The 4,929-nt window shown below is 39.9% G+C and carries 5 protein-coding genes and 1 pseudogene; 5 read left to right on the top strand and 1 reads right to left on the bottom strand.

The window, feature by feature from the left end; genetic code table 11:
* Window positions 1–201: 201 nt before the first annotated feature.
* Window positions 202–606, top strand: a pseudogene (locus tag CCB157_RS15225) (transposase); the annotation flags it as partial.
* 196 nt (window positions 607–802) lie between these two features.
* On the opposite strand, the gene pdxR reads toward CCB157_RS15225, so the two are convergent.
* Window positions 803–2,182 carry a MocR-like pyridoxine biosynthesis transcription factor PdxR gene (pdxR, locus tag CCB157_RS15220; protein WP_077616722.1) on the bottom strand — a complete coding sequence of 460 codons (1,380 nt, stop codon included), beginning with the start codon at window positions 2,180–2,182 and terminating at the stop codon, window positions 803–805.
* Window positions 2,183–2,302: 120 nt separating this feature from the next.
* Here pdxR and CCB157_RS15215 point away from each other — a divergent pair, with 120 nt between their 5' ends.
* The 4 genes from CCB157_RS15215 to CCB157_RS15200 all read left to right on the top strand — a co-directional run.
* A complete protein-coding gene (locus CCB157_RS15215; RefSeq protein WP_077616721.1) occupies window positions 2,303–2,920 on the top strand; it encodes an FMN-binding negative transcriptional regulator in 618 nt (205 codons plus the stop codon).
* Between the two features lie 54 nt (window positions 2,921–2,974).
* A complete protein-coding gene (locus tag CCB157_RS15210) occupies window positions 2,975–3,613 on the top strand; it encodes a LysE family translocator (protein ID WP_077616720.1) in 639 nt (212 codons plus the stop codon).
* Window positions 3,614–3,692: 79 nt separating this feature from the next.
* The gene (locus CCB157_RS15205; RefSeq protein WP_077616719.1) at window positions 3,693–4,403 is read left to right on the top strand and encodes a B3/B4 domain-containing protein; all 711 of its coding nucleotides are present in this window, start codon (window positions 3,693–3,695) and stop codon (window positions 4,401–4,403) included.
* A gap of 299 nt (window positions 4,404–4,702) precedes the next feature.
* The coding region (locus tag CCB157_RS15200; RefSeq protein WP_193432314.1) for a transposase at window positions 4,703–4,929 on the top strand (227 nt) is incomplete at its 3' end.

Here is a 4,929-nt window from a genome sequence, read left to right as displayed (position 1 = left end):
CTCTTCTAAAGTCGGGTATTTCGGGTTATAATGTCCCATGTGAGGGCCTCCTTTGTACGGTTTTTTTGGACAAACTCATTGTACAAAAAAGAGGCCCTCATTTCTTGTTTTTTCTGCATTCCCCTATCGCGCTATTGCTTGGTGGCCTTGGCAGATGATGTTGGATTAAAAGCCAACACATCCGCCAAGGTTAATTTACATATATTAACTTTTATTCCTATTCTTGCTCCCACAATAATTTTACTCCTACTGTCGCAAGATCAAGGACTGGCCAAACTGTTGGAACAGGTCTTGAATCAAATCCTTGAAGCCCAGTTAACGGATCAACTTGGCGCCGGCCGTTATGAGCGCACAGAGGAGCGAAAAGGCTATCGAAACGGGTCTTATCCCCGGCAATTGACGACTCGGGTGGGACGGTTGACCTTGCGGGTGCCGCGGACAAGGGATGGGGAATTTTCCACCGAACTCTTTCAACGCGATCAACGGAGCGAACAAGCTCTGGTACTGGCCCTCATGGAAATGGTTGTAAACGGAGTGTCTACCCGCAAGATCACTCAAATCACAGAAGAATTGTGCGGGACTTCGTTTTCCAAGTCCACGGTCTCCTCTTTTTACTCTAGTTTTGCAACACCATCAGAAAAAGAAAGAATTTGTTTTGCTAACTATTTTCCGCAAGAAAGTTATTACCGAGAGCATAGACACGACAATACCAAGCAGCTATCGATTCGCTAAAATTGTCGTTTGCTCATACGTTACAAAAGAGAGTAGGAACCCCCACTTCAACCGTAAGTCGGGGAGAAGGTCAAGACCACGCTTTTTTCAAAAGCTTCACTCCAAGCTGAATTTCATCAAAAGAAAGATTACTAAACCCAAGTTTAATCATTGGTTTGTCAGGATTGTTTTTAACAAAGTAGCGTGAAGTAGGATACACTTTTACACCATAAGAGAAAGCCCGCTCGATTAGCCATTCTTCTGAACGGTTCAAGTGTACTTTGACTAATACGTATAAACCAGACTGTTCACCAATAATCGATATAGTATCCTCAAATTCTTTTCTTAATAATGATACTAAGTGTTGCATTTTTCGCTTATAAACAAGACGCATACGTTTAATGTGGCGACTCCATTCTCCTTCTTCCATAAACTTCGCCATAGCGAGTTGGCTAAGAATGGACGTGGTGCTTTCGAAATGACGAAATTGATGTTGATAACGATCTAAAAGGGGCTGCGGCAACACCATGTAACTTAAACGAATTCCTGGAAGAAAAGATTTTGAGAAATTCCCTAGATAAATGACTCTTGCTGCATCAATGGAGGCAAGAGCAGGAAACGGTTTTTGTGTATAGCGAAATTCACTATCATAATCGTCTTCAATAATATATCCACGCATCTTGTTAACCCAATGAATAAGCTTTTGCCGTTGTTGAATAGACATGCTTACTCCCATTGGACTTTGATGAGAAGGGGTTACGTAAATTAATCGCGATTGCATTTGTTCTAGTTTGGAAAGATCTGCGCCCGTTTCATACACTGGTATCGTTTCAAACGTAAAACGATGAAATTGAAAAGCTTCCCTAGCACCGTCGTAACCAGGGTCTTCAACGATAATACTTTGGAACTCATCCTTCAGTATATGCCCAAGGTATACAAGCATTTGCTGGGTACTGCTTCCGATAATAATTGCATTTGGATCTGTTCTCACCCCACGGGATTGAAGAAGATAGGCTGCGATTTGTTCGCGGAGGCATAATTCTCCAAAAGGCTCTCCATACCGAAAGCTGTCCTTTACTGTCAATACTTGATTGGAGATTTTCCTCCACGTTTTGAAAGGAAAATGCGATTGATCGACCGCATCTGCACGGAAATCAACACAAACAGATGACTCGGGCTCTGTTTGCTTAGGATTAGAAGCGATGCGAACTTCTTGAACGAAAAGGGGCTCTAACTCATTTACAAAATAACCTTTTCGGCTCTCTCCACGAATATACCCTTCAGCAACAAGTTGCTCATATGCCATTAATGTTGTATTACGGCTTACGTGTAAAGAATCTGCAAGTTGACGAATAGATGGCAATTGCTCATTCGGCTTTATGTCGCCTTGCTCAATAAAAGATTTGAATTTTTCGTATATTTGTTTGTATTTAGGAGAGTGATCATTGAAGGTAAAAATTGTATTTTTCATTTTTATCACCCTGACATGTTAATTTTCTTATTACTGTACCTTTTTAAATGTCAGTTTAAATTATATCATACTTTGTAGATATTTAGTTTATATCAAAAAATAGGATGGAGGAGAGTTTCCGTGTATATCCCGGAGCATTTTGCGATAACAGAAACAACTGTTGCCTACAAGGTGATACAGGAGAACAGTTTTGCAACATTGTTCTCCGTTCACAAAGGAAAGCCTTTCGCTACACATTTACCTTTGCTGTTAAATAAGGAGAAAACGTATTTGTATGGTCATTTTGCTCGTTCCAATACACAATGGAAAGATATTCAAAATCAATCGGTTTTAGCCGTTTTCCACGGCCCACATTGTTATATTTCTCCCTCTTGGTATGAAACGAATCAAGCAGTGCCAACGTGGAATTATGTGACCGTTCATGTGTACGGAGAGGTTGAGTTAATCGAGGATGAACACGAGTTAATGAGCTCTTTAAATGATATGGTATTGGAGTATGAAGCCCCTGATAACTCTTACAGATTGCAGGATGTAGATGTTGAACTTCTTCGCGGTATGACGAAAGGAATTCAAGGATTCAAAATAAAAATCGATAAGATGGAAGGGAAAGCAAAGTTAAGTCAAAACCATTCTTTACATAGACAAGAGCTCATTATAAAACAATTGGAACAAATCCCTTTTCCAAACGAGCAACAAATCGCCTCTTTGATGAAAGCGAACTTGAAAAATAAAATGTAGCTTTATTTTCATCGATGAAGAGGAGTCCAATCACTAAAAAAGGAGTTGCATATGATGGAGCCTTCGACTATTTGGCTATTTTTCATTGCTACGGCTGCATTGTTAATCATGCCTGGACCAGCTGTGTTCTATATTATGGCAAGAAGTATAGACCAAGGGAAGAAAGCGGGTCTCGTATCGGTTCTTGGTGTTTCTCTTGGTGGTGCTGTTCATGTTTTAGCAGGAGCAATTGGAGTGTCTGCGATCCTTATGACATCAGCAACAGCTTTTACTATCGTTAAATATTTGGGTGCTATTTATCTTATCTATCTAGGGTGTAAGACTTTATTTTCCACATCTAATGGAAATCATTCAAAAAGTCCAAAAACGAACCATAAAAAATTATTGAAGATTTTTTACGAATCAGCGCTCGTAGAAGTGATGAATCCTAAGACAGCACTCTTTTTTCTAGCTTTCTTTCCGCAATTCATAGCACCTTCTGCTGGCTCGGTCACAGTACAATTTTTGCTTTTAGGAACGATATTTATTATCCTAGCTTTTATTAACGATAGTTTATATGCCATTCTTGCAGCAAGTATTCGAAAGTGGATAGTAGGTAGGAAAGGAAACTCGAAGTTAATGAACCGGATAACTGGTTATTTATATATTGTCCTAGGGGTATTCTACGCCTTTGCGAGCCCTTCTAAAACATAAGAGTGGTGTCCTCATGTTGTGATACAACGAATTACCATTTTACCAAGGCAATAAACAAAATGAAATGGAGAGATAGGTTATGGCTAGATTTATCATTGAAGATGATTTTTGGTCGTTATTCCCTCAGGCGAAAATAGGCACCGTTATTTGTCAAGGGATTGATAATTCGATAAGGGATGTTGAAAGGTATGAGAAGCTGTTGCGGGAGGCAGAGAAAGAAGCACATAAATTTCTCCGTCTGGAGGAATTCAGTCGTAATCCCGTCATAGCTGTTTGGCGAGAAGCTTTTCAGAAATTCAAGACAAAGAAAGGGGCAAGGTGTTCCATTGAAGCTTTATTAAAAAGAGTAAAAAATGGCAATCACATTAAAACAATAAACCCGCTTGTTGATATCTATAATTCCATTTCATTGCGTTATGGACTTCCTTGTGGTGGGGAAGATATCAACACTTTTGTAGGCGATATTCGGCTGACGCAGGCAAATGGCAACGAACCATTTATTCCATTGGGAAGTGATGAAAATGCTTCGCCATATGAAGGGGAGATTGTTTATAAAGATGATATCGGTGTAATATGTAGATGTTGGAATTGGCGTGAAGCTCAAAGGACGATGCTAACAGAAAATACGAAAAATGCATTCCTTTGTATTGAATTAATAGACGAAACAAGAAGCGATGAATTTCATAGGGCGCTTAAAGAATTGTCTGATTTAGTGGCACAGAATCTGGGTGGTATGGTGAGGATTGAAGTGTTAGATATTAATAATAAGGAAATTACAATCTTTGGTTAAGATCAAATTGCGTTGAAAAATGATGCCCTGTGAGTCGATATGGACAAAAATCCCCTTGTCATCGATGAATATACATCAAAGGCAAGAAGTCGAATTTTTAGCGGAAATAACTTAAATGAAAGGAGAAAGACATGGAAGTTTTTGCGAAATATTTAGCAGGTATCGACAACCCCGACCATCACAGCCGAAAGTTGAGTCCGTAAAATTGTGTAAAAAGGAAATGTAAAAAGAGCCACGTTGCTTTCCCTTTGATAGAATGAAAGTGAACCAAAAACCAAACAAAAAGGAGGAAAGCAACTATGGCTCAATACAATATTACAATAAGCGATGAAATCCTGCACGGGTTCCTGTCGCAAGATCAAGGACTGGCCAAACTGTTGGAACAGGTCTTGAATCAAATCCTTGAAGCCCAGTTAACGGATCAACTTGGCGCCGGCCGTTATGAGCGCACAGAGGAGCGAAAAGGCTATCGAAACGGGTCTTATCCCCGGCAATTGACGACTCGGGTGGGACGGTTGACCTTGCG

It is taken from the genome of Caenibacillus caldisaponilyticus, assembly GCF_002003465.1.
Taxonomy (GTDB): domain Bacteria; phylum Bacillota; class Bacilli; order Bacillales; family Sporolactobacillaceae; genus Caenibacillus; species Caenibacillus caldisaponilyticus.
Note: the sequence above shows the minus strand (reverse complement) of the source record. Positions and strands in the feature narration are given on the sequence as shown.